This window comes from Agromyces luteolus (assembly GCF_009729855.1).
GTDB lineage: Bacteria > Actinomycetota > Actinomycetes > Actinomycetales > Microbacteriaceae > Agromyces > Agromyces luteolus.
Genome location: NZ_WODA01000008.1, coordinates 1 through 24,792 on the forward strand (window position 1 = coordinate 1; position 24,792 = coordinate 24,792).

The following is a 24,792-nucleotide window of genomic DNA, read 5'->3' on the forward strand; positions in this document are numbered from 1 at the left end:
AGACTCGCAGCGCCGATGGTACTGCAGGGGCGACCCTGTGGGAGAGTAGGACACCGCCGGACATTCATTGCAGAGTGGCCACCCCCAGCGTTCAATAGCGAACGCCGGAGGGTGGCCATTCTTCGTTAACGGGCGTCGCGCAGCGACGCCGAGAGTACGGTTGAGTCCGCAGGACTCCCAGGCAGGACGACAGGAAGCACCCGTGAGCGATTCCACGCAGGATCCCGGCGAACGCCGGAACAACCGAGACGACGAACGCCGCGGAGGCCGCTCGGGGCAGGGGAGTCGCTCCGGTAGCGGCAGGTCGTCCGCCGGCCAGGACGGCCGCCGTTCGTACGGGTCGCGTGACGACCGTGGAGATCGGCGTTCGTACGGTTCGCGTGACGATCGCGGTGGCGAGCGGAAGTACGGTTCGCGTGACGACCGCGGTGGTCAGCGTTCGTACGGTTCGCGTGACGATCGCGGTGGCGATCGGAAGTACGGGTCGCGTGACGATCGCGGTGACGAGCGGAAGTACACCTCGCGTGACGACCGTGGCGGTCAGCGTTCGTACGGGTCGCGTGACGATCGCGGTGGCGAGCGGAAGTACACCTCGCGTGACGACCGTGGCGGTCAGCGTTCGTACGGTTCGCGTGACGATCGCGGTGGCGAGCGGAAGTACGGGTCGCGTGACGACCGCGGTGGTCAGCGTTCGTACGGGTCGCGTGACGACCGCGGTGGCGAGCGGAAGTACACGCCGCGCGGCACCGGTGAGCGCAGGTACGGTTCGCGCGACGACCGCGGCGGTCGCGACGAGCGCCGCTCGGACCGGCCCGGCGGTTCGCGCGAGCACCGCTCGCACGGTCGTGTCGCGGGACGCCCGGCGCAGCGCTCCTCGGACCGCGAGCGCGCCCCTCGCCAGGCAGGGCACGGCGCTGCCGAGCTCTCCATCCGGCCGCGCCACGACGACCCGCCGATCGCGGAACGCATCACGCCGAGGGACCTCGACCCGGCGGCACGCGCCGAGCTCAAGACCCTCTCCAAGGAGAATGCGGAGTGGGTCGCTCGGCACCTCGTAGCCGCATCCGAGGCGCTCGAGGACGACCCGGCGCTCGCGCATCGGCATGCGCTGTCGGCGTCCCGCCGTGCGGGACGCGTCGCCGTCGTCCGCGAGACGCTCGCGATCACCGCGTACGCGACGGGCGACTTCGCCCTCGCGCTCCGCGAGCTGCGCACGTACCGCCGGATCTCCGGCAACGACGACCAGATCGCCCTGATGGTGGACAGCGAACGCGGCGTCGGACGACCCGACCGCGCGCTCGAGCTCGGTCGGTCCGTCGACCGGTCGACGCTGCCGGCGGCGGTGCAGGCCGCGCTCGCCATCGCGATGTCCGGAGCGCGACTCGATCTCGAGCAGCCCGAGCTGGCGCTCGGCGAGCTCGAGGTGCCGCAGCTCGACCCGGACCGCGCATTCTCGTACAGCCCGGCGCTGTTCTCCGCGTACGCGGAGGTGCTCGACGAGCTCGGTCGTTCCGCGGATGCCGCGCGCTGGCGGGCGCTGTCCGACCGCGCGGAGGCCGCGCTCGAGGGCGCACGTCCCGACTTCATCGAGGTGTTCGAACTCGAGGTCGAAGAGGAGCCGGTCGCGATCGACGACCCGGCCGAGACCGACGGTTCGGCCGACACCGACGCCGACACGACGGAGCCCGAGCCGGAGCCCGAGCCCGAGGTCGACGCCGAGGGCGATCCCGCGGATGCGATCGAGCCCGAGGTGGCCGCGGTCCTGGCCGAGACGGCTCACCTCGACGGCGAGCAGGACGCGGGCCGGGGCGCCGACCGCGGATGAGTCCCCTCTTCTCCTCGCGACGCGTGACCGCGACGCCGCTCGACGGCGTCGACGCGGTCTTCGCCGACCTCGACGGCGTCGTCTACGCCGGACCCCACGCGATCCCGCACGCGGTCGAGAGCCTGAACCGCGTCGCCGGATCGCTCCCGGTCGCGTACATCACGAACAACGCCTCGCGCAGCGATGAGCAGGTCGCGGCGCATCTCACTTCGCTCGGGCTGTCGCCCACGCCTCGTGACGTCGTGACCTCGCCGCAGGCCGCGATGCGGCTGCTCGCGGCATCCGTCGCCCCCGGCGCACTCGTGCTCGTCGTCGGCGGGGACGGCATCGTCACCGAGCTCGAACGCGGCGGCTACCGGGTCACGCGTTCGGCCGACGACGCTCCCGACGCGGTCATGCAGGGATTCCACCCGGACGTCGGATGGCGTCAGCTCGCCGAGGCCGCCTTCGCGCTGAACGCGCACGGCGGGCCGGGCGAGCCCGGCGGCATCCCCTGGATCGCGACGAACATGGACTGGACGATCCCGGTCGAACGCGGCATCGCACCCGGCAACGGGACGCTCGTCTCAGCCGTGCACACCGCGGCGGGACGCTTCCCGGAGGTCGCCGGCAAGCCGGAGACGCCGATCTTCGACGAGGCGCGCGAACGCTTCGGCGCGGAGCGTCCGCTCATGATCGGCGACCGACTGGACACCGACATCCGGGGCGCGAACCGCGCCGGCATCGCCTCGCTCGTCGTGCTCACGGGCATCGACCGGGCGAAGCAGGTGCTGGCAGCGGATGCCGCGAGCCGCCCGGACTTCATCGTCTCCGATCTCCGCCAACTGCATGAGCCGTACCCGGAGATCGAGCGTCGTCGTGGCGGCGTGCGCGTGCGCGGGTCGGAGGTCCGGATCGAGGGACGCCGGGTGGTGATCGAGCGCGACGGCGACGATCCGCTCGACCTGCTGCGCGCCGCGTGCGCGGCGATCTGGGAGAACGGCACGGCGATCCACGCGCTCGAGGTTCCGGAGCGCCTGTACCGCTGAATGGGGCGGCGCCGCATTCGCGGTCGGCGGGCCGTTCACAGGCGTGGGCCGAGCCGCGGCGACGGTGGCACGCGGTAGCGTGGAGGTCGTGAGCACAGGAGACTTCGACCCGGACGACCCGGTGGAGGCATCGGACCTGGCGGCGGCGGCCGCCGATGCGCTCTCCTCGATCGAGGCGTCGCCCCTCGAGGAGCGCGCCGCCGGGTTCGACGCGATGGCCGAGCAGCTCCGGCGCGAGCTCGAGCGATCCGATCCCGCGCGCGCCGCGAGCTGATCGGTGACGGCCCAGCGACTCGACGCGGCGCTGGCGGCGCGCGGCCTCGCGCGGTCGCGCACGCACGCGGCGACGCTCATCGCCGACGGCGCGGTCCGCGTCGACGGCGAGCCGGTCACGAAGGCCGCGCATCGTGTCGCGGACGACGCCGTCCTCGAGGTCGCCGAGGCGGATCACTACGTGAGCCGCGCCGCCCACAAGCTGATCGCGGCGCTGGACGCCTTCGGCGTGGACCCGGCCGGCCACGTCGTGCTCGATGCCGGCGCGTCAACGGGCGGATTCACCCAGGTGATGCTCGAGCGGGGGGCCGCGACGGTGCTCGCGGTCGACGTCGGCCACGGGCAGCTCGCTCCAGAGCTGCACGGGCTGCCCGGGCTGATCCTGGTCGAGGGCTGCAACGTGCGGCACCTCGACGCGACGACGCTCGCCCGCCTCACCGGCGTCGACGATCGACCGACGCTCGTCACGGCCGACCTCTCCTTCATCTCCCTCACGACGGTGCTGCCCGCACTCCATGCGACGGCGTCGTCCGACGCCGAGTTCGTGCTGCTCGTCAAGCCGCAGTTCGAGGTGGGGCGGAGCGGCACGCGAGAGGGCGTCGTGCGCGATCCCGCCGCACGGGGCGACGCGGTCATGAACGTGCTCTGGGCCGCGCACGACCTCGGGTTGCGCACGGCGGGCGTCCTGTCCTCCCCGATCGCGGGCACCCACGGCAACCGCGAGGTCCTGGTCCTGCTCAGCTCGACGCGCGGCGCCGATCCGTCAGAATGGTCCAGTCAGGTCAGAGCAGCGACGGGAGGCGTCACGGCGTGAGCGATGCACGGTACTTCCTCGTGGTCTCCCACACCGGTCGGTCGTCGGCCCTCGACGCCACGGCAGACGTGTGCGGGCAGCTGGCCGCGGCCGGAGCGGTGCCGGTCGTCGCCGCGGAGCAGTGGCACGACGTGATGACGGCGCTGCCCGAGCTCGAGGGCATGGTCAAGCGCTTCGAGGAGGTCTCGCCGAAGCACATCGAACTCGTGATCGTCCTCGGCGGCGACGGCACGATCCTCCGCGCGGCGGAGCTCACGCGCGACCATCCCGTCCCGCTGCTGGGCGTCAACCTCGGCCACGTGGGCTTCCTCGCGGAGAGCGAGCGCGACGACCTCGGCTACACGGTGGGCCGTGCGCTCGCGCGAGACTACACGGTCGAGGAGCGCATGACGCTCTCCGTGCGAGCGAAGGTCGGCGAGGACGTCGTCTACGAGGGGTGGGCGCTGAACGAGGCGACCGTCGAGAAGGCCGAGCGCGAACGCATGCTTGAGGTGGTCATCGAGGTCGACCGCCGCCCGTTGTCGTCGTTCGGGTGCGACGGCGTCGTGATGTCGACGCCGACCGGCTCGACGGCCTACTCGTTCTCCGCCGGCGGCCCCGTCGTGTGGCCCGCGGTCGAGGCGCTCCTGCTCGTGCCGCTCAGCGCGCACGCGCTGTTCGCCCGCCCGCTCGTCGTCGGCCCGGACTCGTCGCTCGCCGTCGAGGTGCTGCAGCGGACCGAGGCGGCTGCGGTGATCTGGTGCGATGGCCGGCGGATGTTCGAACTCCCGCCGGGCGCCCGCGTCATCGTCCGGCGGTCGCCGGTCCCCGTCCGCCTGGCGCGGCTGCACCAGGCGCCGTTCACCGATCGGCTCGTGAACAAGTTCCAGCTGCCCGTCACGGGCTGGAAGGGGCCGGTCGCCGGTGATTGAGGAACTCGGAATCCGCGATCTCGGGGTGATCGCCGAGGCTACGCTGCCGCTCGGACCGGGCTTCACCGCGGTGACCGGCGAGACCGGCGCCGGCAAGACGATGGTGGTCACCGCGCTCGGGCTCCTGCTCGGGGCGCGCTCCGATGCGGGCACGGTGCGCTCCGGCGCGAAGCAGGCGTGGGTCGAGGGGCGTTGGCTGCTCACCGAACCCGAGGCCGTGGCCGAACGCGTCGCCGATGCGGGCGGCGAGATCGATGCGGGCGAGTTGCTCCTCGGGCGCTCCGTGTCCGCTGAGGGGCGAAGTCGCGCCATCGTGGGCGGGCGCAGCGCCCCCGTGGGCGTGCTCGCCGAGCTCGCGGACCACCTCGTCGTCGTCCACGGTCAGGCCGACCAGCAGCGGCTCCGTTCGGCGACCGCGCAGCGCGATGCGCTCGACCGGTTCGCCGGTCCGGAGCTGGCGGGCGTGCTCGGCGCGTACCGCGGCGCGTACCGCGGCTGGCGCGCCGAGGCCGACGAGCTCCGCTCGCTTCGGGAGCACCACGACGAGCGCCTCCGCGAGGCTGAGGAACTCCGTCTCGCGCTCGACGAACTCGAGGCCGCCGATCCGCAGCCCGGCGAGGACGAGGCGCTGCAGGAGCGCGCCGAGCGCCTCACGAACCTCGAAGACCTCCGCCTCGCCGCGGCCCAGGCCAGGGAGCTCATCTCGGCCGAGGTCGCCGGCGACGACACGCCCGATGCCATCACGCTCGTCGAGTCCGCGCGTCGACACGTCGACCGCGTGGTCGCGCACGATCCGGCACTCGCCCCCATCGCCGAAGCGGTGGCGAGCGCCGGCTTCGCGCTCGCGGATGCGGCGACCGAGCTCTCCGGCTACCTCGCCGGCCTCGACGCCGACGGCGCAGCGGAACTCGAAGCGGTGCAGGAGCGTCGTGCGGTCCTCGCGAACCTCTCCCGACGGCACGGGACGCTCGACGAGGCGATCGCGTTCCGGCACGACGGCGGTCTCCGCCTCGTCGAGCTCGATGGCGACGACGACCGGATCGAGCTGCTCGAACAGGCCGTCGAGCGTCGCGCCGAGGAGGTCGACGAGCTGGCCGGCCGGATCAGCGCTCTGCGCACCGACGCGGCATCCCGCCTCGCCGCCGCGGTCACGGCCGAGCTCGCGGCCCTCGCGATGCCCGACGCCGAACTCACCGTCGAGGTCGAGCCGCTCGCCGAGCCGACCTCGCACGGCCGCGACCAGGTCGCGATCCTGCTGCGGCCGCATCCCGGCACCGAGCCACGGCCCGTCGCGAAGGGAGCCTCGGGCGGTGAGCTCTCGCGCGTGATGCTCGCCATCGAGGTCGTCATCGCCGGCGCCGACCCCGTGCCGACATTCGTGTTCGACGAGGTCGACGCGGGCGTCGGTGGCGCCGCAGCGATCGAGATCGGCCGCCGCCTCGCGCGACTCGCCGAGCGCTCCCAGGTGATCGTGGTCACCCACCTCGCCCAGGTCGCGGCGTTCGCGTCGAATCACCTCAGCGTCGTCAAGGGCACCGACGGTCGCGTCACGGCATCGAGCGTGCGCCAGCTGGAGGGCGTCGAGCGCGAGGCAGAGATGGCCCGCCTGCTGTCGGGACTCGCCGACTCCGAGTCCGGGCTCGCGCACGCGCGCGAGCTCCTCGAGATCGCCGACGGCGACGCGGCGGCCTGACCTGCGACACGCCCGGGGAGGCCCGACGCTCGGGCGAGTTCGACGAGCGATTCGCGCGCGATCTCGCGGGACGCGGCATCCGTCTTCGGGGTTCGGCGACGGCTCGGGCCATTCCCAGCCGGGAGTCGGATAGACTACAAGCCCGTGGTGGATGATCGCGGCGCAGACATTTCGAACGGCACGACCAAGCACATCTTCGTGACTGGTGGTGTCGTTTCCTCTTTGGGCAAGGGCCTGACGGCGGCAAGCCTCGGCAACCTGCTCACGGCGCGGGGCCTGCGGGTGGTGATGCAGAAGCTCGACCCCTACCTCAACGTCGATCCGGGCACCATGAACCCGTTCCAGCACGGCGAGGTCTTCGTGACCGATGACGGCGCCGAGACCGACCTCGACATCGGCCACTACGAGCGGTTCCTCGACATCGACCTGTCGCAGGCGGCCAACGTCACGACCGGGCAGATCTACTCGACCGTCATCGCCAAGGAGCGTCGCGGCGAGTACCTCGGCGACACCGTCCAGGTGATCCCGCACATCACCGACGAGATCAAGCGCCGCATGCGCCTCCAGGCGACCGAGACGCCGAAGCCCGACGTCATCATCACCGAGATCGGCGGCACGGTCGGCGACATCGAGTCGCAGCCGTTCATCGAGTCCGCGCGTCAGGTGCGTCACGAGCTCGGTCGCAAGAACGTCTTCTTCGTGCACGTCTCGCTCGTGCCGTTCATGGGCGCGTCGGGGGAGCAGAAGACCAAGCCGACGCAGCACTCCGTGGCTGCGCTCCGCTCGATCGGCATCCAGCCCGACGCGCTCGTGCTGCGCAGCGATCGCCCCGTCACCGAGGCGAACAAGCGCAAGATCGCGCTCATGTGCGACGTCGACGAGGCCGCCGTGGTCAACGCGGTCGACGTGCCCTCGATCTACGACATCCCCACGATGCTCCACGAGCAGGGCCTCGACGCGTACCTGATCGAGGCGCTGGGGCTCGGCGAGAAGGCCGCCGAGGTCGACTGGTCGGCGTGGGCCGACCTGCTCCGCGTCGTCCACGACCCGGCGCACGAGGTCACGATCGGCCTCGTCGGCAAGTACATCGACCTCCCCGACGCCTACCTGTCGGTCACCGAGGCCCTCCGCGCCGGCGGGTTCGCGAACGACACCAAGGTGAGCATCGAGTGGATCCCGTCCGACGAGTGCCGCACCCCCGAGGGCGCGAAGGAGAAGCTGTCGCACCTCGACGGGATCTGCGTGCCCGGCGGCTTCGGCGTGCGCGGCATCGAGGGCAAGCTCGGCGCGCTGCACTTCGCGCGCGAGAACGGCATCCCGACGCTCGGTCTCTGCCTCGGCCTGCAGTGCATGGTGATCGAGTACTCCCGGAACGTGGCCGGGCTCCCGGGCGCCTCCTCGAGCGAGTTCGACCCCGACACCGAGTTCCCGGTCATCGCGACCATGGAGGAGCAGGTCGAGATCATCGCCGGCGGCGACCTCGGCGGCACCATGCGCCTCGGCCTCTACCCGGCTGCCCTCGACGAGGGCTCGATCGTCTCCGAGCTCTACGGAGCGACCGAGGTGTCGGAGCGGCACCGCCACCGGTACGAGGTCAACAACGCCTATCGCGACCGCATCGCCGAGGCGGGCATGGTCTTCTCCGGCATGTCTCCGAGCCGGCACCTCGTCGAGTTCGTCGAGCTGCCGCGCGACGTGCACCCGTTCTACGTCGCCACGCAGGCGCACCCCGAACTCCGGAGCCGGCCGAACGACGCGCACCCGCTGTTCCGCGGACTCGTCGGCGCGGCGCTCGAGCGCCGCAAGGCGAGCCTGCTGTTCGACGACGTCGAGGGCGCCTGACATGACGGCCGGGGTCGGCGGGCCGGTCGACCGCACCGCCGACCTGCCCGCCGACGAGTACGTCGACCTGCCGGTCCTCGACCGCGAGACCGTGTTCGAGGGGCGCATCTGGGACGTGCGTCGCGACCGGCTCGAGTACGGTCGCGACGCGGTCCCCATCGTCCGCGAGTACGTCGCGCACCCCGGTGCCGTCGCGATCCTCGCGCTCGACGACGCGGACCGCGTCCTGCTCATCAAGCAGTACCGGCAGCCGGTGCGCGCGCGCGACTGGGAGATCCCGGCCGGCCTCCTCGACGTCGCGCACGAACCGCCACTCGAGGCGGCGAAGCGCGAGCTCGCCGAGGAGGCGGACCTCGTGGCATCCGACTGGGCCGTGCTGGCCGACTACTTCACGACCCCGGGCGGCAGCGACGAGGCCATCCGCGTCTTCCTCGCCCGCGGGCTCGCAGCGGCGCCCCAGGCGCACGCCCGCGAGGACGAGGAGGCCGACATGGAACTCCGATGGGTGGCGCTCGACGACTGCGTCGACGCCGTCCTCGCGCGGCAGGTCGGCAACCCGTCGCTCACCGTCGGCGTCCTCGCCGCCGTGGCGGCGCGCGCCCGCGCGTGGTCGACGCTCGCGCCGGCCGACGCGCCGTGGCTCGCCCACCCGAACCACAGGCCGGCCGCCGGGTGAGTCAGCGCGCGGTCGACGAGTACCTGCGCCACCTCACGGTGGAGCGAGGACTCGCGCGCAACAGCCTCGCCTCGTACCGCCGCGACCTCGCGATCTACACCGACTGGCTGGATCGAGCCGCCATCGCGGGACCGGAGGCCGTCGCCGAGGCCGACCTGTCGGCGTTCGTCCGCTACCTCGGCGCCGAGCGCGAGCCCACCCTCGCCGTCTCGTCGATCGCGCGGGTGCTCTCCGCGGTGCGGGGCCTGCACCGCTTCCTCGCCGAGGAGGGGCGGACGCCCACCGACCCCGCGAAGGACCTCCGTCCCCCGAAGCTGCCCATGCGGCTGCCGAAGGCGATCCCCGTCGAGGACGTCGCCGCGATCATCGACGCCGCCCGCGTCGGCGGGGAGGTCACGGCGCTCCGCGACGTCGCCCTGCTCGAACTGCTCTACGCGACCGGGGCGCGAGTGTCCGAGGCGACCGCGCTCAACGTCGACGACCTCGTCGACGAGGAGGTCGTGCGGCTGTTCGGCAAGGGCGGCACCGAGCGTATCGTGCCCGTCGGCAGCTACGCGCGCGCGGCGCTCGACGCCTACCTCGTCCGGTCCAGACCCGTGCTCTCGGCGCGGGGGAGTGCGACGCCGGCGCTGTTCCTGGGCGTCAGGGGCAGGCGGATGTCGCGTCAGGCCGTCTGGCAGGTGCTGCAGGATGCCGCGGAGCGCGCCGGGGTCGCGGCATCCGTCTCGCCGCACACGCTGCGGCACTCGTTCGCGACGCACCTGCTCGCCGGCGGCGCCGACGTGCGCGTCGTCCAGGAGCTCCTCGGGCACGTGTCCGTGTCGACGACCCAGATCTACACGCTGGTCACGGCCGATACACTCCGGGAGATGTACACGGTCGCCCACCCCCGTGCTCGTTAGAATCGACCAAGCATTCCGGAATCGACGGGGAGAGAGAGCCGCACCGTGACCTACGAACACGACCCGGCGGACGGCACCGCCACGCTGGAGTCGTCGGACCTGGGTCCCACCGGCCGCCCCGCTCGCGACTTCCCGGAGCCCGCGCCGCTGCGTTCGCACGGACCCGCCCGGATCATCGCCCTGTGCAACCAGAAGGGCGGCGTCGGCAAGACCACGACGACCATCAACCTCGGTGCGGCGCTCGCCGACTACGGACGGCGCGTGCTCGCGGTGGACTTCGATCCGCAGGGCGCCCTGTCGGCGGGGCTCGGCGTGCCCACGCACGACGTTCCGACGATCTACGACCTGCTGCTCTCGCGCAGCGTCTCGCCGGCCGACGCGATCCAGCGCACCGCGGTCGAGGGACTCGACGTCATCCCGGCGAACATCGACCTGTCGGCCGCCGAGGTGCACCTCGTGACCGAGGTCGCGCGCGAGCAGATCCTCGCCGGCGTGCTCCGCAAGGTGTCGGCCGACTACGACGTGATCCTGATCGACTGCCAGCCCTCGCTCGGACTGCTCACCGTGAACGCCCTCACGGCGAGCCATGGCGTGGTCATCCCGCTGGAGTGCGAGTACTTCGCGCTGCGCGGCGTCGCGCTCCTCATCGAGACGATCGACAAGGTGCGCGACCGCCTGAACCCGGCCATCACGCTCGACGGGATCCTCGCGACCATGTACGACGCGCGGACGCTGCACTCGCGCGAGGTGCTCGAGCGGGTCGTCGACGCGTTCCACGACCAGGTGCTCGAGACCGTGATCACGCGCACCGTGAAGTTCCCGGATGCCACGGTCGCCGCGACGCCGATCACGGAGTTCGCGCCCGAGCACCCCGCCTCGCGGGCGTACCGTCAGCTCGCGAGGGAGCTGGTCGACCGTGGCGCGGTCGCCTGAGCCGGCGGCGGCGGAGTCGAACACCCCGACGGGCGATGCGGGCGAGGTGCCCGAGTCGCCTGCTGCCGCGGATGCCGCCGCCGAGGCCGGGGCCGAGCCGGAGTTCCGTGTCGCCCTGTCGAACTTCGAGGGCCCGTTCGACCTCCTGCTCTCGCTCATCGCCAAGCACGAGCTCGACATCACCGAGGTGTCGCTGTCGGCCGTGACCGACGAGTTCATCGCGTACCTGCGAGGCATCGAGACCGATGAGGACCTCGATCGCGCGAGCGAGTTCCTCGTCGTCGCGGCGACCCTGCTCGACCTGAAGGTCGCGGGGCTCCTGCCGCAGGGCGAGCTGGTCGACGCCGAGGACGTCGCCCTCCTCGAGGCGCGGGACCTGCTCTTCGCGCGGCTGCTGCAGTACCGGGCGTTCAAGGAGGCGGCGCGCTGGTTCGGCGGTCGCATGGAGGTCGAGTCGCTGCGGCACGCGCGCACGGTCAAGCTCGAGGAGCGGTTCCGCCAGCGCACGCCCGAGCTCCGCTGGACGCTCGGGCCCGCCGACTTCGCCGCCCTCGCCACGCTCGCGCTCACGCCGCGCGAGCTGCCGACCGTGGGCCTCGACCACCTGCACGCGCCGCTCGTCTCGATCCGCGAGCAGGCCGCGCACGTCGTCGCGGTGCTCCGCCGCGGGGAACCGGTCACGTTCCGGCGGCTCATCGCGGGCGTGGACCGGCCCGGGGTCGTCGTCGCGCGGTTCCTCGCGGTCCTCGAGCTCTACCGGCACGACGCGATCGGGTTCGACCAGCTCGAACCCCTCGGGGAGCTGACGCTGCGCTGGGCCGGGAACGAGAACTGGTCCGACGACCGACTGGACAGCCTGGGAGCCGACTATGACGAGTGAGACGGATGCCGCGATGCCGATGGACGACGCGACGGAACGGGATGCCGGGGCGCCGACGGACGACGCGGTGCGCGCCGACCCCGCGGCCGCCGGCGTCGGCGAGCGACCCGAGGTCTCGGTCGCGACGCCGCTCGACGTGCCCGGCCAGCCCCGCCTCGACCTCGACCGCGCGATCGAGGCGCTGCTCTTCATCGCCGACGAGCCGCAGGGCCTCGTGCACCTCGCCGCGGCGGTCGCGCGTCCCATCGCCGAGGTGAAGGCGTCGATCGCGCGCCTCGTCGCGGACTACGACGGCGGGGCGCCGTCCGGCGAGCCGCGCACCGATGCGGCGGGCGAGCAGCCCGCGGCCGGAGGCATCCGTCGCGCCTTCGAACTTCGCGAGGTCGGCGGCGGCTGGCGCTTCTACGCGCGCACCGAGTACGACGCGCTGATCACCGACGCGGTGCTCGCGCAGACCTCGACGAAGCTCTCGCAGGCGGCGCTCGAGACGCTCGCCGTGATCGCCTACAAGCAGCCGATCTCGCGCTCGTCGATCGCGTCGATCCGGGCCGTGAACGTGGACTCCGTCGTGCGCACGCTCTACGGTCGCGGGCTCATCACCGAGGTCGACACCGACGAGGAGACCGGGGCGATCCTCTACGGCACGACCGACCTGCTGCTCACGAACCTCGGCATCGCGTCGATCGACGACCTGCCGCCGATCTCGCCGCTGCTCGACGGCGGCCAGGAGGGATTCGAACGTGACCTCGTCTGACCGGCCGGGCGGCCAGGCCGGCTCGCCCGAGGGCGTCCGGCTGCAGAAGGCGCTCGCCGCGGCCGGCGTCGCGAGTCGCCGCGTCGTCGAGAACCTGATCGTCGAGGGCCGCATCGAGGTGAACGGCCGGGTCGTCACGGAGCTCGGCACGCGCATCGATCCGCTCGCCGACCGGGTGTCCGTCGACGGCGTCGCCGTGCAGCTCGACCAGGACAAGCGCTACTTCATGCTGAACAAGCCGCGCGGCGTGGTCTCGACGATGCGGGACGAGCAGGGGCGGCCCGACCTGCGCCGCTTCACCGACCCGCTCGACGTCCGCGTCTTCAACGTCGGCCGCCTCGACGGCGACACGAGCGGCCTGCTGCTGCTCACGAACGACGGCGAGCTCGCGCACGTGCTCGCGCACCCGTCGTTCGGGGTCGAGAAGACGTACATCGCGAAGGTGGCGGGGCGGATGACCCCGCAGACGCTGCAGCGCCTGAAGCGCGGCGTCGACCTCGACGACGGCCCGATCCGCGCGGATCGCGCGAAGATCCTGCAGGCGCAGGGCGACCAGCGGCACACCATGGTCGAGGTGACGCTGCACTCGGGCCGGAACCGGATCGTCCGGCGCATGCTCGATGCGGTCGGCCACCCGGTCGTGGAGCTCGTGCGCCGCCAGTTCGGGCCGCTCCACCTCGGGACCCTGAAGTCGGGCGCCGTGCGCGAGTTGACTAGAGTCGAACTCGGCCAGCTGCTCACCATCGTGCGCGCGGCGGACGCCGAGCGGAAGGGGAACGGGTAGGTGGTCGAGTCACGGCTCATCGGACCGGTGCGCGTCGTCGGCGCCGGCCTGCTCGGAACGAGCGTCGCGCTCGGGCTCCGGGCCCGCGCCATCGACGTGATCCTCGCCGACGCGTCGCCGACGCACGTCGCGATCGCGGTCGACCTCGGCGCCGGGCGTCCCGCGCAGCCCGACGACGCCCCGCAGCTCATCGTGGTCGCGGTCCCGCCGGATGTCACGGCGAGCGTCGTCGCGGCCGAACTCGCCGCGTTCCCCGAGGCGATCGTGACGGATGTGGCGAGCGTGAAGGCCGGGATCCTCGCCGAGCTCGAGGCCGCGGACGCCGACGTGTCGCGCTACATCGGCTCGCACCCGCTCGCCGGTCGCGAGCGCGGGGGACCGCTCGCCGCCCGTGCCGACCTCTTCGCGGGCCGCCCGTGGGTGGTCGCCGCGCACGACGAGATCAGCTACCGGCGCGCGAGCGCGATCGACGACCTCATCCTCGACCTCGGCGCGACGCTCGTCGAGATGACCCCCGAGGAGCACGACGCCGGGGTGGCCCTCATCTCGCACGTGCCGCAGGTGGTCTCGAGCATCATGGCCCGACGGTTCCTCGACGCGCCGAACGCGGCGCTCGGCCTCGCCGGGCAGGGCGTGCGCGACGTCACCCGGGTCGCCGCCAGCGACCCCGACCTGTGGGTCCAGATCCTCGGCGCCAACGCATCGCCCGTGCGCGACATCCTCATCGCCTACCGCGACGACCTCGACCGCTTCATCGACGCGCTCGCCGAACCGGCCGCGCCCGGCGCGCGTCGCCGCGTCGCCGAGGAGCTCACGGGCGGCAACACCGGCGTGGCGCGCCTGCCCGGCAAGCACGGCACCGACAAGCGCTTCACGACGATCATCGTGATGATCGACGACCGGCCGGGGCAGCTCGCGCGGCTGCTCGCCGAGATCGGCGAGATCGGCGTGAACCTCGAGGACCTCCGCCTCGAGCACTCGCCCGGCCGCCAGGTCGGCCTCGCCGAAGTGCAGGTCGTGCCCGAGGCGGCCGACCGACTGACCACCGAGCTGGCCGCACGCGGCTGGCGGATCGCAGGATGAGCATGCAGCACGACCCCGTCCACCCCGTCGTCGTCGCCGTCGACGGGCCCGCCGGAAGCGGCAAGTCGAGCGTCTCGAAGGAGGTCGCCCGACGCCTCGGCTGGGGCTTCCTCGACACCGGGGCGGCCTACCGGGCGCTGGCCTGGCACGCGGAGGCGTGCGGCGTGGACACCGCGGACGCGGCATCCGTCATCTCGTGCCTCGACTCGTTCGACTACCGCATCGGCACCGACCCGACCGGCTACGCCGTGCACGTCGGCTCGACGGATGTCACGCGGGCGATCCGCGAGCCCGGGATCTCGGGCGTGGTGAGCCAGGTGGCGCGCGTTCCCGAGGTGCGCAGCCACCTCATCGAGCTGTTCCGGGCGATCATGGCCGCCGAGCGGCGTGGCGGGATCGTCGTCGAGGGCCGCGACATCACGACCGTGGTCGCGCCCGACGCGCCCGCGCGCATCCTGCTCACCGCGTCGGAGGAGGTGCGGACGGCCCGGCGCTCGGCGGAGCTCGTCGGCCACTCCGCCTCCGCGACCGGGCAGCAGCTGCGCGCGCGCGACGCCGCGGACTCGAAGGTCGTCGACTTCATGAACGCCGCGGAGGGCGTCGTCACGGTCGATTCCACGGACCTCGACTTCGACGAGACCGTCGAGGCGATGCTCGCCGTCATCCGGGACGCTCAGGTTCGAACTGGTTGAATAGACAGGTTGTGCGCTCGCGCGCGCAGCCCCGAGACCACCCAGGAGTTGCCATGACCGATCGCGACGACGAGTTCGACGCCACCGACGACGACCTCGCCGAGCGCCTCGCCGACGTCGACGACGACCTCGCCGAGCAGCGCGCCGCCGCCCTGCGGTCGGGCCTCGAGGACTACGACCTGGAGGACGAGGACCTCGACCTGCTCGAGCTCGCCGACGAGGGCGAGGAGGGCATCCGCTACCTCCCGGCGCTGCCGGTCATCGCGATCGTGGGCCGCCCGAACGTCGGCAAGTCGGCGCTCGTCAACCGCATCCTCGGCCGCCGCGAGGCCGTCGTCGAGGACACGCCGGGCGTCACCCGCGACCGTGTCTCGTACAAGGGCGAATGGCTCGACCGCCGCTTCACGCTCGTCGACACCGGCGGCTGGGAGCCCGACGCGAGGGGCATCGACGCGTCGGTGGCCGCGCAGGCCGAGGTCGCGATCGACCTCTCCGACGTGGTCCTCTTCGTGGTCGACGCCACGGTCGGCGCGACCGCGACCGACGAGCACGTCGTGCGCCTGCTGCGCAAGACGAAGAAGCCCGTCTTCCTCGTGGCGAATAAGGTCGACGACGCGCGCCAGGAGCCCGAGGCCGCCGCGCTGTGGAACCTGGGCCTCGGCGAGCCGTACCCGGTCTCCGCTCTGCACGGCCGTGGCGTCGCCGACCTGCTCGACGAGGTCTTCAAGGTCCTCCCGCAGGTCTCCGCGGTCGCGAAGGAGGAGTTCGGCGGCCCTCGCCGCGTCGCGATCCTCGGCCGCCCGAACGTCGGCAAGTCGAGCCTGCTGAACAAGGCCGCGCGCGAGGAGCGCGTCGTCGTCAACGACCTCGCCGGCACCACGCGCGACCCCGTCGACGAGCAGATCGAGCTCGGCGGCAAGGTGTGGCGCTTCGTCGACACCGCCGGCATCCGTCGCCGCGTGCACCTGCAGCAGGGCGCCGACTTCTACGCGTCGCTGCGCACGCAGGCCGCGCTCGAGAAGGCCGAGGTCGCGGTCGTGCTGCTCGACGTCTCGCAGCCGATCTCCGAGCAGGACGTGCGCATCATCGACCTCGTGCTCGAGTCGGGCCGCGCGCTCGTGCTCGCGTACAACAAGTGGGACCTCCTCGACGACGACCGCCGCCGCTACCTCGAGCGCGAGATCGAGCAGGACCTCCACCACGTGGCGTGGGCGCCGCGCGTGAACATCTCCGCGAAGACCGGCCGCCACCTCGAGAAGCTCGTCCCCGCCCTGGAGACCGCGCTGGAGTCGTGGGACACGCGCATCCCCACGGGCAAGTTCAACGCGTTCCTCACCGAGCTCGTGCAGGCCCACCCGCACCCGCTGCGGGGCGGCAAGCAGCCGCGCATCCTGTTCGGCACCCAGGCCTCGACGCGCCCGCCGACGTTCGTGCTGTTCACGACCGGGTTCCTCGACCCCGGATACCGCCGGTTCATCCAGCGGCGCCTCCGCGAGATCTACGGCTTCGTCGGCACGCCGATCGTGCTGAACATGCGCGTGCGCGAGCGCCGGCAGCGGCCGTAACGGGTCCGGTCGGCGAGACGATCGAACGGCGCGCGGATGCCTCGGCCGAACGGGACGCGATGGAACTGACCGTGCGCGTGAAGCCGGGCAGCCGGCGCGGGCCGCTCGTCGAGCCGACGCCCGGCGACCCCGCGGCATCCTTCACCGTGCACGTTCGCGAGCGCGCCGTCGACGGGGCCGCCAACGCGGGCGTCGTCGCGGCGCTCGCCGACCACTTCGGGGTGCGCAAGTCCGACGTCGAGATCCTCCGCGGGCACTCCGCGCGGATCAAGCGGGTGCGGGTCGACGGCGCGTGATCGGCTGGAGGCGCCACGCGGGCGCCTCGATCGCGCGCGGGCGGCTGAAGGCCGTCGCCACGCCGGACGATGCGAGCACCGAGTCGGGGTGACGCGTCGCGAGGTCGCCGAACCCCGACGCCGCGAGCAGCTCGTCGTCGATCTCGACGAGTTCGGCGCGCAGCAGGGGCCACGGTTCGTGCGTGTTCCGAGCCCACACGGTGCGGCCGAGGTGCTGCTCGTGGAAGCCCCATCGCGCGGTCAGGAACCGTGCGAGGGACGCATCGGGCGCGTCGGCGCGCACGGGCTCGCCGAGGCGGGCGCGGATGCGGGTCGACGGGCCGCCGGGGCCGTGTCGACGGCTTCGGAAGTCGAGCTCGTGGCCGGAGGCATCCACCCGATGCACGACCCGCGAGCTCGCCCAGTGGTAGGGGAGCCCGAAGGCGACCCGGGCCGCGATGACCGGGAGAAGGCGACCTGCCTCGAGGGTGCGGAATACCACGCCCCGGTTGCCGTCGTGGTCGACCGAGTAGAGGCGCACGTTGACCTCGACGAACGTCCCCAGGCGGTGCATCGGCGGGAGCGGGGGGAAGCGGGTGTCGGCGAGGACGAACGGGATGAGCCCGACCCAGGTCGAGCCGTCGACGACGTCGGGACGCGTCCCCGCCGGGAGGAAGGGCGCGACCCGGTCGGGCTCCACCCGCCAGTGCAGGAACACGAGGTCGCGCCAGCGCTGCTCGACCACGGTGCGGCCGGGCAGCGGCGGGGCTTCGTGCGGCAATCCCTCCACGGTGCCATCCTCGCGCGACCGGCCGCGCCGCCGGAAGGGGACTCGTGCGGTTGACTCGCCGCGGCGCCGCGCCGGACGATGGTCGCGTGGACGCAGCGGACGGTGGGTCACCGGCGGGGGAGCGTGTCGTCGGTGCCGACGCCGATGCCGGTACCGTCGTCGTCGTCGCGCTCCTGGCCGCCCGCGACCGGTTCCGCGAGTTCCTTCCCGGTGCGCTCACCGACGAGCCCGACGCGCTGCATCAGCTCCGCACCAGCGTGCGCCGGCTGCGCAGCGTGCTCGCGGCGTACGGCGGGCTGCTCGACGAGGCGGTCGTGACGGGCCTGCGGCGACGACTTCGCGAGCTCGGCCACGAGCTCGGAACCGTGCGCGACCTCGAGGTGCGCGTGCAGGTCGCCGAGGCGGCCATCGCCGACGCCGACGAGGCGGGTCGGTTCGCGTCCGAGGCGGAGCTCGAGCGGATCCACGGGATCCTGGTCGACGACGAACGGGTCGCGCACGATCGCGCGCACGCCCGATTCGTCGAGCGGCAGGACCTCCCGCGCGCCGTCGAACGGATCGAGGAGCTCGACCGGGTGCTCGCTGCGCCGCCCTTCACCGAGCGCGCCGCCCGCGACGCGGCCACCGAGCTCGGAGAGATGCTCGATCGCGAGGCGGAACGCGCCGGCAGACGCGCGCGGCGACTGCCCGACGACCCGTCGCTCGACGAACTGCACGACCTCCGCAAGGCGTCCCGCCGCCTGCGCTACGCCGCGGAGGCCCTCTCCGAGCCGCCCGTGGCGCTGTTCGGCGAGCTGGCCGCGGACCTCGCGGAGGCGGGCGACGACATCCACGATGTGCTGGGCGACCACCGCGACGAGCTGCTGTTCGCGGAGCACCTGCGTCGCGCGGCCGCGCACGCGGCGCACGCGGGGGAGCCGGCCGACGTGCTGCGGCGCCTCGCCGACGACGCCGACGCACGCGCCGCCGCGCACCTCTCAGAGCTGCCGGACGCCGTCCGGGCGCTGCGGAAGGCGGCGAAGGCCTGGAGCGCGCACCGACCGGACTGAACGCGGCGCCGGGAGGGCCTCAGTCGAGCGGATGCTGCATGACCACGCGGTGCGGCTTCGGTCGCGCCACCTCGCGGAATCCCGCCGCCTCGAACATCGAGACGGTGCCCGGGAAGAGGTCGGCGGCGGGCGGCTTCGTTCGCGCGGCGGGGTCGACGGCGTATGCCTCGAGCAGCGTCGCGCCGTGCTCGCGCGCGGTCGCGACGGCGGCCGCCGCGAGCGCGCGACCGACGCCGCGACGCCGGAAGGCGCGGGGCACCACGAAGCACGTGACCGCCCAGATCGACGAGTCGTCGAAGTCGTCGTCGGGCGAGGCCGACGCCACCGGACTGTGACGGAGCCGCTCGAGCCCGCTGCGGGGCTCGACGGCGCACCAGCCGACCGGGGTCTCGCCGTCGTAGGCGAGGATGCCGGGCCCGGTGCCGGGCGCAGCCAGTTGCTCCTCGAGGCGCCCGCGGAGTTCGTCGCGGCTCGCGGACTCCCACGCGGAGCCCCGGAGCTTGTACCACTGGCACCAGCAGGTCGCCGGGTCGCCGCGGGTGCCGAACACGGCCTCGACGTCGGCGAACGGCACCGACGACGCCGAGACCACGCGCAGGGTCGGGGCGTCGTCGGCTCCGGCGGCAGCGTGGGCCGGGGTGGCAGCGTCGCTCATACCGTGACGGTAACGCGAGCCGGCGACATCCGTCACGCCTCCTTCGGGTCGAGGCGCAGGGCGCGGAGATCCCGCGCGAGGAACCGGAGGTCGTCGGGGTCCGCGGTGAACGCCTCGCCGAGCGCCGCCTTCCCGAGCATCGCGGCGGCGCGGGGATGGCGCCGCTGGTAGTCGGCGAGCAGGTCGAGGCGGGCGGCCGCGTCGAGGTCGACCGCCTCCGCCGCGTACCGGCGCGAGCGCCAGTCGACGCGGACCTCCGGGTTCGCGACGGCGTTCCGCCACCAGTCCGTCCTCCGTCCGCGACTGGCGACGACCCAGAGCGTCGGAGGGGCGGGCGACGCGCCGGCCGCCTCGCGCTTCACGACCTCGATCACGGTGCGGCGTGCGATCCCGCTGGTCCGCCCGACGGCGGTCAGCATGAGGAAGCGGCCGCCCAGGATCCAGCCGAGCCGTGCACGATACAGGGCGGAGGGTGCGCGGTAGAACCAGGCGAGCAGGGGTCCGGGCTTCGACATCGCCATGGGCCCACCCTAGGCAGGGTGCGGGCGGGCGGTGCGGATGCCGCGCGCGGCCGACGCGCGAGTCGAATCGTGCAGCAAGGTGATAGTGAAGTATCATCACGGTATGGATGCGCCCGTGACCGTGCTCGATCGACTCCTCGAGATCAGCGACCTCTTCCAGCGCGATCTCGCCCGCGAGTTCGCAGGCAGCTCGCTGACGCCCGCCCGGACCCGCGTGCTGTGGGACCTCGTGCACGCCGGTCCCTCGACCCAGCACGCGCTGGCCACGCGTCTGGAGGTGAGCCCGCGCAACGTCACCGGCCTCGTCGACGCGCTCGAGGCATCCGGCTACGTCCGGCGCGAGCCGCACCCCGGCGACCGCCGGGCCGTCCTCGTCTCGCTCACCCCGTCGGCCGCCGAGCTCATGCACGCGATGCAGCGCGACCACGCCGAGCTCTCCGACGTGCTCCTGGGCGCAGTCGCGCCGTCGGACCGGGAGGCGTTCCTCCGCGGGGTCGGCGCGGTCGCCGACCGGCTGCGCGACCTCGTCGAGGCCGCCGAGGCGGGCCGGACGGCCGCCCGCGCGGGGGTCGAGCGGTGACCGCCGACGTCCATCGCGCGCCCGCGCCATCCGTCGCCCGTCGCGCCGCCGGCGTCGCCCTTCGCGCGTTGAAGCTCGAGCTGCGCATCTACGCGAGCATCGGGCGCCTCATCGCCAGGCGCCCGGCCATCGCGCCCGGCGCCGCGGGGTTCGGCTACCACGCGCCCGTCATCACGATCCTGTGGATCTTCATCGTGCTCTCCGCCGTCGAGATCCCCATCCTCGACCTGATCGTGCATCGCTGGCCGGTCGTCCGGATCATCGTGCTCATCATCGGCATCTGGGGGCTCACGTGGATGCTCGGGCTGCTCGCGGCCTACCTCATGCGGCCGCACACCGTCGGGCCCGAGGGCATCCGCGTGCGCGAGGGCCTCGAGACCGACGTCCTGCTCGCCTGGGACGACATCGCGTCGGTGGCGCGCGCGAAGCGCGTCGACGAGCCGAAGTCGCCGAAGGTCACCGAGGCGGATGGCGCGCGCACGCTGTCGCTCCGCATGCAGCACGAGACCGTCGTGGCCATCGAGCTGGAACGGCCGACGCTCGTCCGGCTGCCCGGAGCGGCGCCGAAGGGCGGCGAGCAGGTGGTCGACGAGGTGCGGATCTGGGTCGACGACGTCGACGGCTTCATGGCCGCGGTGCGGCGGCACATCTGAGGGGCCGTCGGGTTCGGATGCCGCTCCGCACTCGTGCTCGCCGACGTCACCTGCGAGGCCGCCCGCGTGCACGAGCACGCCTCCGGATGCCGCTATGATGGTCGAGTTGCCTTCGACGGAGACGCTGAGGGCATCGGGCTGTGGCGCAGCTTGGTAGCGCACTTGACTGGGGGTCAAGGGGTCGCAGGTTCAAATCCTGTCAGCCCGACCGATGGAAGTCCCGGCGGATCGCGATCCGCCGGGACTTCTGCGTTTCCGGGGAGATCCGGGGCACCGCGAACGCGGCCCTATCGTGAGGACATGGAGATCGTGCCGGCGGCGGGTGCCGTGATCACCGACGACGACGGGCGCGTGCTGCTCGTCAAGCGCGGAGCGGCGCCGCAGCGCGGCCGGTGGTCGGTGCCCGGCGGCCGGCTCGAGCCGGGGGAGTCGTTCGCGGATGCCGCGGCGCGAGAGGTGCGCGAGGAGACCGGGCTGCGCGTCGCCGTGGGGCCGGAGCTGTGGCGAATCAGGCTGCCGACCGCCGACGGCGGCGAGTTCGACATCCGCGACTTCGCCGCGACCGTCGAGGGCGGTGCGCTCGCCGCGGGCGACGACGCCGCGGATGCGCGCTGGTTCGCGCCGGGCGAGCTGCACCGCGTCCGGGTCACGACCCACCTCGTCGAGCACCTGCGCCGGGCCGGGGTCGTCGAGCCGCTGCCGTTCGTCGACGAGCACGCCGTCGAGGCGACCGCGGATCGCGATGGCGTCTGGCGGGCGCTCGTCGCGGTCGTAGCGCACGTGGCATCCGCCCGGTTCGCCGCCCTCCTCGGAGCCGAGGACGTCGCGAGCGACGCCCCCGCGATGCCCACCCCCGGCGCCGTCGTCCCCGGCTTCCACGTGGTCGCTGCCGACCCGCCCGACCACCTCGCGCTCGCGGGCCGGCACCGGTTCTCCGACTACGAGCTCGTCTTCCGCGTCGACGAGCTCGGACCTGGACGGAGCCGCCTCCGCGCGGAGACGAGAGCGATCTTCCCCGGATGGCGCGGAAGCATCTATCGGACGATGCTCATGCGGTTCGGCCTGCACCGGGCGGCGACGCAGCGGATGCTCCGTGCCGTGCGTCGGCACGCAGAGGCATCCGCCCGCACGCCGTGACGAACCGCACGGGCGGACTCAGTCGAGCACCGACGCGGTCTCGATCGTGCGGCGCAGCGTCTCGGTGAACCGCGAGGCGGGGGCGCCGTCGATCAGGGCGTGGTCGAAGCTCAGCGTGATCGGCAGCATGCGCCGCGCCACGACGCTCCCGTCGCGGACGACGGCCCGGTCCGCGACGCCGCCGACCGTCGCGATCACCGTCAACGGGGCGAGCGGCACCGCCCAGCCCCAGCTGCGCGAGAACATGCCGATCGAGGTCACGCCGACGGCGGGCCCGAACGCGGCGGCGATGCCGGGCACGGTCCCGGCGATGCGGGTCGCGGTCCGCCGGAGCGGGCCGGGCAGCGCGAGGACGGCCCGCATCGCGCCACGCGGGCGGTGATCCGCGCCCGGCCCGGACTTGGCCGCGTGCAGCAGTGCCGTGATCTCGGCCGGCGTCATGCGGTCGGCGTCGCGGACGGTGGCGATGTCGAGCGTCGCGCGACCCTCCCAGTGCCGTTCGACCGTGGCCCCGACGTCGACGTGGTCGAAGGACAGCACCCGCCCGCCCGCCCGCCTGACGTTCACGTCGGGATGCTCCGCGACGGCCCGCGCGAGGGAGGCGACGACGAACCCCGTCCACGACACGTGCGGCTCGGCGACCGCGAGTCGCGCGTCGGCCTCCGCGACGTCGAGCTCGACCAGCGCGTGCACCTGGAACCGGCGCCGGGCACCCGCGAGGCGGTCGAGCACGGGGCGGCGTTCGCGGGGCATCCGCGTGAGCGTGTAGCCGGGCGGCCGCCGGCCCTCGCCGCCGGGCACGGACCCCGCGGACGGCCGGGCGGCGGACCTCACCTGACGCCCTCCCACAGGTCGCGCTCCCACGCGCGCGGATCCACGACCACCCGCGACTCGACGTCGAAGCGCATCGTCGCGCGCAGCTCGGCGTCGTACCGCGGCCAGTGCTCGCCCGGGTCGCCGGAGGCCGCGAACGCGACCCACGCGCCGTGCATCGCGTCGGCGAGCGGATGCGGCGGATCCGCGCCGAGCATCGGCCCGAACAGCGGCGCATCCGGGGAGAGCGTGTCGAACACGAATGGGACCTCCAGGGCGTGCACCGCGCCGAGTCCCGGTGACGGCCACGCGAACTCGTACATGTAGGTGCGACCGCCGCCGGCCGCATGCGCGTCGGCGAGCCGGATCGCGGGGATCCGCATCCACCAGTCGGTCTGGACGGAGGCGAGCAGGTCGCCCGGGGCGGCCCCCGGGTACCGCTCGCGGTACGCGGCGAGCGAGGTCGCCGGCGGGAGGTCGTACGCCGCGAGCGACTGGGAGCCGTACCTCGCCACGGGACCCGTCAGGATGTCGTCGGTGATCTGCGCGAACGCGCCGCTCACCAGGAGCCAGAGCCGCCAGTCGTCGACGTTCGTGCCGACGACGACGTCGACGCCGCGCGCGGAGCCCGCCGCGATGCGCTCGATCGGCGGCCCGGGGATCACCTCGCCGTCGATCACCGGCTGCCACGGCATGGTCGTCGCCACCAGTGGCATCCCCCATCGACCGGGATCGGGATGCGCCATCAGGTCGGCCTTCAACCCGGCCTGCGCCGCGAGCAGGCGGGGCACGCCGACGGCCGCGAGCGCCTCGAGCGTCGGGGCGACCCCGAGGCGCTCGGCCACGAGCCCGGCCACCCGCGTCGCATCGGACATCGCGAGCACGTGATGCGCGGCGCCGCTCTGCAGGACGGCCCGCTGGAACAGCCCGGCCGCGGCGGGCATCGCCAGCAGCATCCCGATGCTCATCGCCCCCGCCGACTCGCCGAAGACGGTGACGTTCCCGGGGTCGCCGCCGAACGCGTCGATCCGGTCGCGGACCCACTCGAGCGCCGCCACCTGATCGAGGAGGCCGCGGTTCGCCGTGCCGCCGTCGAACACCAGGAACCCCTCGGCGCCCGGCCGCCAGTTGATGACGACGCACACGATGCCATCCTGTGCGAACCGGCTCCCGTCGTACGCGGCCGTCGAGCTGAGCTCGAACATGCCGCCCTGGATCCAGACCATGACCGGGAGCCGGACCGCACCGGGATCGGGCGTCCACACGTTGAGGGTCAGCACGTCCTCCGCCGGTGCGGCGTGCTCGAGGTGCGCGAACGCGGCATCGACGCGCCGCCAGTCCTCCGTCGCGCCGGCCTCGGCACCGCCCGTCGACGGAGGGGCCACCTGCGGCGGCTCCGGTCCGAGCGCCCCCGCATCGCGGACGCCGTCCCACGGCTCGACCGGGCGTGGCGGGAGGAGGCGGTTCGCGCCGAACGGCGGGGCCGCGAACGGCACTCCCAGGAAGACATGGACGCCGTCGACGATCCTGCCTCGCACCGCGCCGTGGTCGGTCGTGACCACCGTGTCCATGACCCAACGCTGCACCCGTCGCCCGCGGTCGCGGCGGGGCGAAGGTCCCGCATCGCCCTGTCGCGCCCGCGCAGTAGGCTGACGGCGGCATCC

Annotated in this window: 26 protein-coding genes and 1 tRNA gene; 22 read left to right on the forward strand and 5 right to left on the reverse strand. The window is 73.2% G+C overall.

Annotation, left to right across the window (positions count from 1 at the left end):
• Positions 1 to 202: 202 nt before the first annotated feature.
• The 17 genes from GLX25_RS18485 to GLX25_RS05935 all read left to right on the forward strand — a co-directional run bounded on the left by GLX25_RS18485 (position 203) and on the right by GLX25_RS05935 (position 16,951).
• Entirely contained in the window at positions 203 to 1,825 is a 1,623-nt protein-coding gene (locus tag GLX25_RS18485; protein ID WP_205719837.1) for a hypothetical protein, read from the forward strand.
• Positions 1,822 to 2,853, forward strand: a complete 1,032-nt coding sequence (locus GLX25_RS05860) for an HAD-IIA family hydrolase (RefSeq protein ID WP_155841396.1) — start codon at positions 1,822 to 1,824, stop codon at positions 2,851 to 2,853. The genes GLX25_RS18485 and GLX25_RS05860 overlap by 4 nt, the downstream gene beginning before the upstream one ends.
• Before the next feature lie 88 nt (positions 2,854 to 2,941).
• Entirely contained in the window at positions 2,942 to 3,127 is a 186-nt protein-coding gene (locus tag GLX25_RS05865) for a hypothetical protein (protein WP_155841397.1), read from the forward strand.
• Between the two features lie 3 nt (positions 3,128 to 3,130).
• A complete protein-coding gene (locus GLX25_RS05870) occupies positions 3,131 to 3,940 on the forward strand; it encodes a TlyA family RNA methyltransferase (protein WP_166548498.1) in 810 nt (269 codons plus the stop codon).
• Complete coding sequence (locus GLX25_RS05875; protein ID WP_155841398.1) at positions 3,895 to 4,851, forward strand: NAD kinase; 957 nt, start codon at positions 3,895 to 3,897, stop codon at positions 4,849 to 4,851. Before GLX25_RS05870 ends, GLX25_RS05875 begins: the two co-directional genes overlap by 46 nt.
• The gene (gene recN / locus GLX25_RS05880; RefSeq protein ID WP_166548499.1) at positions 4,844 to 6,544 is read left to right on the forward strand and encodes a DNA repair protein RecN; all 1,701 of its coding nucleotides are present in this window, start codon (positions 4,844 to 4,846) and stop codon (positions 6,542 to 6,544) included. Before GLX25_RS05875 ends, recN begins: the two co-directional genes overlap by 8 nt.
• Before the next feature lie 147 nt (positions 6,545 to 6,691).
• Entirely contained in the window at positions 6,692 to 8,386 is a 1,695-nt protein-coding gene (locus tag GLX25_RS05885; RefSeq protein ID WP_166548540.1) for a CTP synthase, read from the forward strand.
• Position 8,387: 1 nt separating this feature from the next.
• Entirely contained in the window at positions 8,388 to 9,062 is a 675-nt protein-coding gene (locus tag GLX25_RS18490) for an NUDIX domain-containing protein (RefSeq protein ID WP_155841399.1), read from the forward strand.
• Positions 9,059 to 9,964, forward strand: a complete 906-nt coding sequence (locus GLX25_RS05895) for a site-specific tyrosine recombinase XerD (RefSeq protein ID WP_271192458.1) — start codon at positions 9,059 to 9,061, stop codon at positions 9,962 to 9,964. The genes GLX25_RS18490 and GLX25_RS05895 overlap by 4 nt, the downstream gene beginning before the upstream one ends.
• Before the next feature lie 45 nt (positions 9,965 to 10,009).
• Positions 10,010 to 10,897 (forward strand): ParA family protein, encoded by an 888-nt coding sequence (locus GLX25_RS05900; RefSeq protein ID WP_166548500.1) that lies wholly within the window; start codon positions 10,010 to 10,012, stop codon positions 10,895 to 10,897.
• Between the two features lie 46 nt (positions 10,898 to 10,943).
• A complete protein-coding gene (locus GLX25_RS05905; RefSeq protein WP_271192460.1) occupies positions 10,944 to 11,777 on the forward strand; it encodes a segregation and condensation protein A in 834 nt (277 codons plus the stop codon).
• Entirely contained in the window at positions 11,767 to 12,531 is a 765-nt protein-coding gene (gene scpB, locus GLX25_RS05910) for an SMC-Scp complex subunit ScpB (RefSeq protein ID WP_240898190.1), read from the forward strand. Before GLX25_RS05905 ends, scpB begins: the two co-directional genes overlap by 11 nt.
• Positions 12,518 to 13,315 carry a pseudouridine synthase gene (locus GLX25_RS05915; protein ID WP_166548501.1) on the forward strand — a complete coding sequence of 266 codons (798 nt, stop codon included), beginning with the start codon at positions 12,518 to 12,520 and terminating at the stop codon, positions 13,313 to 13,315. Before scpB ends, GLX25_RS05915 begins: the two co-directional genes overlap by 14 nt.
• Positions 13,316 to 14,398 (forward strand): prephenate dehydrogenase, encoded by a 1,083-nt coding sequence (locus tag GLX25_RS05920; protein WP_166548502.1) that lies wholly within the window; start codon positions 13,316 to 13,318, stop codon positions 14,396 to 14,398. It begins immediately after the preceding gene.
• The gene (gene cmk / locus GLX25_RS05925) at positions 14,395 to 15,090 is read left to right on the forward strand and encodes a (d)CMP kinase (RefSeq protein ID WP_420837643.1); all 696 of its coding nucleotides are present in this window, start codon (positions 14,395 to 14,397) and stop codon (positions 15,088 to 15,090) included. Before GLX25_RS05920 ends, cmk begins: the two co-directional genes overlap by 4 nt.
• A gap of 53 nt (positions 15,091 to 15,143) precedes the next feature.
• Positions 15,144 to 16,655 carry a ribosome biogenesis GTPase Der gene (gene der, locus GLX25_RS05930; protein ID WP_155841402.1) on the forward strand — a complete coding sequence of 504 codons (1,512 nt, stop codon included), beginning with the start codon at positions 15,144 to 15,146 and terminating at the stop codon, positions 16,653 to 16,655.
• Positions 16,656 to 16,714: 59 nt separating this feature from the next.
• A complete protein-coding gene (locus tag GLX25_RS05935) occupies positions 16,715 to 16,951 on the forward strand; it encodes a DUF167 domain-containing protein (protein ID WP_155841403.1) in 237 nt (78 codons plus the stop codon).
• Here GLX25_RS05935 and GLX25_RS05940 read toward each other — a convergent pair.
• Positions 16,923 to 17,720: a YqjF family protein gene (locus GLX25_RS05940; RefSeq protein WP_271192457.1), complete on the reverse strand. Its 798-nt coding sequence runs from the start codon at positions 17,718 to 17,720 to the stop codon at positions 16,923 to 16,925. The two genes, GLX25_RS05935 and GLX25_RS05940, sit on opposite strands and share 29 nt — an antisense overlap.
• 86 nt (positions 17,721 to 17,806) lie before the next feature.
• Here GLX25_RS05940 and GLX25_RS05945 point away from each other — a divergent pair, with 86 nt between their 5' ends.
• Complete coding sequence (locus tag GLX25_RS05945; RefSeq protein ID WP_166548503.1) at positions 17,807 to 18,769, forward strand: CHAD domain-containing protein; 963 nt, start codon at positions 17,807 to 17,809, stop codon at positions 18,767 to 18,769.
• A 19-nt stretch (positions 18,770 to 18,788) separates the two neighbouring features.
• Here GLX25_RS05945 and GLX25_RS05950 read toward each other — a convergent pair whose 3' ends face one another.
• The gene (locus GLX25_RS05950; RefSeq protein WP_155841405.1) at positions 18,789 to 19,424 is read right to left on the reverse strand and encodes a GNAT family N-acetyltransferase; all 636 of its coding nucleotides are present in this window, start codon (positions 19,422 to 19,424) and stop codon (positions 18,789 to 18,791) included.
• Between the two features lie 32 nt (positions 19,425 to 19,456).
• Positions 19,457 to 19,945, reverse strand: a complete 489-nt coding sequence (locus GLX25_RS05955; RefSeq protein WP_155841406.1) for a nitroreductase family deazaflavin-dependent oxidoreductase — start codon at positions 19,943 to 19,945, stop codon at positions 19,457 to 19,459.
• Positions 19,946 to 20,048: 103 nt separating this feature from the next.
• Between GLX25_RS05955 and GLX25_RS05960 the strand changes: the two genes are divergently transcribed.
• The 4 genes from GLX25_RS05960 (at position 20,049) to GLX25_RS05975 (ending at position 22,315) form a co-directional block, all read left to right on the forward strand.
• Positions 20,049 to 20,525, forward strand: a complete 477-nt coding sequence (locus tag GLX25_RS05960; RefSeq protein ID WP_155841407.1) for a MarR family winged helix-turn-helix transcriptional regulator — start codon at positions 20,049 to 20,051, stop codon at positions 20,523 to 20,525.
• Positions 20,522 to 21,178 (forward strand): hypothetical protein, encoded by a 657-nt coding sequence (locus GLX25_RS05965; protein WP_155841408.1) that lies wholly within the window; start codon positions 20,522 to 20,524, stop codon positions 21,176 to 21,178. The genes GLX25_RS05960 and GLX25_RS05965 overlap by 4 nt, the downstream gene beginning before the upstream one ends.
• 134 nt (positions 21,179 to 21,312) lie before the next feature.
• Positions 21,313 to 21,386: transfer RNA gene (locus GLX25_RS05970), tRNA-Pro, on the forward strand.
• A gap of 92 nt (positions 21,387 to 21,478) precedes the next feature.
• Positions 21,479 to 22,315, forward strand: coding sequence for an NUDIX hydrolase (locus GLX25_RS05975; protein WP_155841409.1), 837 nt, complete (start codon positions 21,479 to 21,481; stop codon positions 22,313 to 22,315).
• 18 nt (positions 22,316 to 22,333) lie between these two features.
• On the opposite strand, the gene GLX25_RS05980 is transcribed toward GLX25_RS05975, so the two are convergent.
• On the reverse strand, positions 22,334 to 23,068 hold the full coding sequence (locus tag GLX25_RS05980) for a 2-oxo acid dehydrogenase subunit E2 (RefSeq protein ID WP_155841410.1): 735 nt from the start codon (positions 23,066 to 23,068) through the stop codon (positions 22,334 to 22,336).
• A 77-nt stretch (positions 23,069 to 23,145) separates the two neighbouring features.
• Positions 23,146 to 24,699 (reverse strand): carboxylesterase/lipase family protein, encoded by a 1,554-nt coding sequence (locus GLX25_RS05985; protein ID WP_155841411.1) that lies wholly within the window; start codon positions 24,697 to 24,699, stop codon positions 23,146 to 23,148.
• Between the last annotated feature and the right edge of the window lie 93 nt (positions 24,700 to 24,792).

Bases quoted from the DNA above. Each gene is read 5' to 3' on its own strand.
- GLX25_RS05860 (WP_155841396.1), top strand. From the start codon at position 1,822: ATGAGTCCCCTCTTCTCCTCGCGACGCGTGACCGCGACGCCGCTCGAC.
- GLX25_RS05875 (WP_155841398.1), top strand. From the start codon at position 3,895: ATGGTCCAGTCAGGTCAGAGCAGCGACGGGAGGCGTCACGGCGTGAGC.
- GLX25_RS18490 (WP_155841399.1), top strand. From the start codon at position 8,388: ATGACGGCCGGGGTCGGCGGGCCGGTCGACCGCACCGCCGACCTGCCC.
- scpB (WP_240898190.1), top strand. From the start codon at position 11,767: ATGACGAGTGAGACGGATGCCGCGATGCCGATGGACGACGCGACGGAA.
- cmk (WP_420837643.1), top strand. From the start codon at position 14,395: ATGAGCATGCAGCACGACCCCGTCCACCCCGTCGTCGTCGCCGTCGAC.
- der (WP_155841402.1), top strand. From the start codon at position 15,144: ATGACCGATCGCGACGACGAGTTCGACGCCACCGACGACGACCTCGCC.
- GLX25_RS05935 (WP_155841403.1), top strand. From the start codon at position 16,715: ATGGAACTGACCGTGCGCGTGAAGCCGGGCAGCCGGCGCGGGCCGCTC.
- GLX25_RS05950 (WP_155841405.1), bottom strand. From the start codon at position 19,424: ATGAGCGACGCTGCCACCCCGGCCCACGCTGCCGCCGGAGCCGACGAC.
- GLX25_RS05955 (WP_155841406.1), bottom strand. From the start codon at position 19,945: ATGGCGATGTCGAAGCCCGGACCCCTGCTCGCCTGGTTCTACCGCGCA.
- GLX25_RS05960 (WP_155841407.1), top strand. From the start codon at position 20,049: ATGGATGCGCCCGTGACCGTGCTCGATCGACTCCTCGAGATCAGCGAC.
- GLX25_RS05975 (WP_155841409.1), top strand. From the start codon at position 21,479: ATGGAGATCGTGCCGGCGGCGGGTGCCGTGATCACCGACGACGACGGG.
- GLX25_RS05980 (WP_155841410.1), bottom strand. From the start codon at position 23,068: ATGCCCCGCGAACGCCGCCCCGTGCTCGACCGCCTCGCGGGTGCCCGG.
- GLX25_RS05985 (WP_155841411.1), bottom strand. From the start codon at position 24,699: ATGGACACGGTGGTCACGACCGACCACGGCGCGGTGCGAGGCAGGATC.